At 63.1% G+C, this 2,255-nt stretch carries 1 protein-coding gene; it reads left to right on the top strand.

Features of this window, described 5'->3' with window-relative positions:
• The first annotated feature begins 381 nt into the window (after positions 1-381).
• Entirely contained in the window at positions 382-2,178 is a 1,797-nt protein-coding gene (locus ABYB95_RS21980) for an NAD(P)/FAD-dependent oxidoreductase (RefSeq protein ID WP_372661987.1), read from the top strand.
• Positions 2,179-2,255 lie beyond the last annotated feature (77 nt).

Below are 2,255 nucleotides of genomic sequence, written 5' to 3'. Positions count from 1 at the left end.
TTTGGGTCGAAAGCACCCGTTCGAAATCGGCTGCAACGGTCGTTCCAGACGAAGTGCCGTACCTGTGGCGGTACAGGCTCTGCGGCAGTAGGAGCCAGCACTCCAAGCTTCAAGTTGGCGTGGTGAAAAGTCGAAGAATGAGTGGCGTTCCCCTCCGTTCAAGCAGTTTTGCGGTGTACTGACTCGAGGCCATTCCCACCAGCGAAGCCTGTGACAGCTGTCACTCAAGGGAGTGACAGGTGCACGGGGTGTGACACCTGGCAGTTGAGAAAATGTCCTTTGGAATCAATTGCTTGACCCTGCGGGCGGCATGGCATGGGTCTTGATTGAAGAAGCGGTGCCGGCCCACATCGAGGCCGGCATCCACAGGAGACAAGACCCATGACAGATTCCACCCCCGCCCAGCAGGCCAGCCGCTGGCTGAGCGACTTCGGCGCGGCGCTGGCGACAGGCAAGCCCGAGGCTGTGCTGCCGCTTTTTGACGCCGACTGCTATTGGCGCGACCTGGTTTCATTCACCTGGAACATCCGCACCCAGGAAGGGCATGACGCCATTCGCGACATGCTGAAGGCTCGCCAGAGCGACACCGGCGCTTCCAACTTCCAGCTTGAAGGCGAGGCCACCGAAGCCGATGGCGTGGTGGACGCCTGGTTCACGTTTGATACCCGCGTGGCGCGCGGGCGCGGCCACCTGCGGCTGAAGAACGGCAAGGCCTGGACGCTGCTCACCACCATGACCGAACTCAAAGGTTTTGAAGAGAAGAAGGGCGGGCGCCGCGTCATGGGCGCCGAGCACGGTGCGCAGCAGGGGCGCAAGAGCTGGCTGGAGCGGCGGCAAGACGAAGAGGCGCGGCTGGGCTACGAAGAGCAGCCCTACGTGCTCATCATCGGCGGCGGTCAGGGCGGCATCATTTTGGCGGCGCGGCTGCGCCGCTTGGGTGTGCCGACCATCGTGGTGGAGAAAAACCCCCGCGCTGGCGACAGCTGGCGCAACCGCTACAAGTCGCTGTGCCTGCACGACCCGGTCTGGTACGACCACCTGCCCTACATGCCCTTCCCAGACGACTGGCCGGTGTTCGCCCCCAAAGACAAGGTGGGCGACTGGCTGGAGATGTACACCAAGGTGATGGAGATCAACTACTGGGGATCGACCACCGCCAAGAAGGCCAGCTTCGACGAAGCCAGCGGCGAATGGACCGTGGTGGTGGACCGCGCGGGCGAAGAGGTGGTGTTGCGGCCCAAGCAACTGGTGTTTGCGCTCGGGGTATCGGGTTACGCCAACGTACCCAAAATTCCCGGTGCCGAAACTTTTCTGGGCGAGCAACACCATTCCAGCAAACACAGCGGCCCCGAGGCCTACAAGGGCAAGAAGGCGGTGGTGCTGGGCTCGAACAATTCGGCGCACGACATTTGCGCCGCACTGTGGGAAAACGGCGCCGACGTGACCATGATCCAGCGCAGCAGCACCCACATCGCGCCCTCGAAATCGCTGATGGACTTGGCGCTGGGCGGGCTGTACAGCGAAGAGGCGGTGCAAAACGGCATCGACCACCACAAGGGCGATCTGGTGTTCGCCAGCGTGCCCTACAAGATCATGCACAACTTCCACATCCCCGTGTACGACGAGATGAAGAAGCGCGATGCCGATCTCTACAGCCGGCTGGAGAAGGCCGGTTTCCTGCTCGACTTTGGCGAAGACGGCTCGGGCCTGTTCATGAAGTACCTGCGCCGCGGCTCGGGCTACTACATCGATGTGGGCGCCAGCGAGCTGGTGGCCGACGGTCGCATCAAGCTCAAGAGCGGCGTGAACATCGAGTGCATCAACCCGAAGAGCGTGACCTTGACCGACGGCACCGAGCTGCCGGCCGACCTGCTGGTCTACGCCACCGGCTACGGCTCCATGAACCACTGGCTGGCCGATCTGGTGTCGCCCGAGGTGGCCGATCGCGTGGGCAAGGTCTGGGGCCTGGGCTCCAACACCACCAAAGACCCCGGCCCCTGGGAAGGTGAGCTGCGCAACATGTGGAAGCCCACCAACCAGCAGCAGCTGTGGATCCATGGCGGCAACCTGCACCAGAGCCGCCACTATTCGCAGTTCCTCTCGCTGCAGCTGAAAGCGCGTTACGAGGCGCTGGATACGCCGGTGTACGGACAGGCGCCGGTGCACCACCTGCGCTAAAGGTCTGCGGCAAACGCCTGTGCACCGGGTATCTGCCCCGTGCACAGGCCAGGGTTCGCCCATGCCCGACAATACCG

The sequence above is a fragment of the Hydrogenophaga sp. genome (assembly GCF_041633695.1).
Classification (GTDB): domain Bacteria; phylum Pseudomonadota; class Gammaproteobacteria; order Burkholderiales; family Burkholderiaceae_C; genus Hydrogenophaga.
Note: the sequence above shows the minus strand (reverse complement) of the source record. Positions and strands in the feature narration are given on the sequence as shown.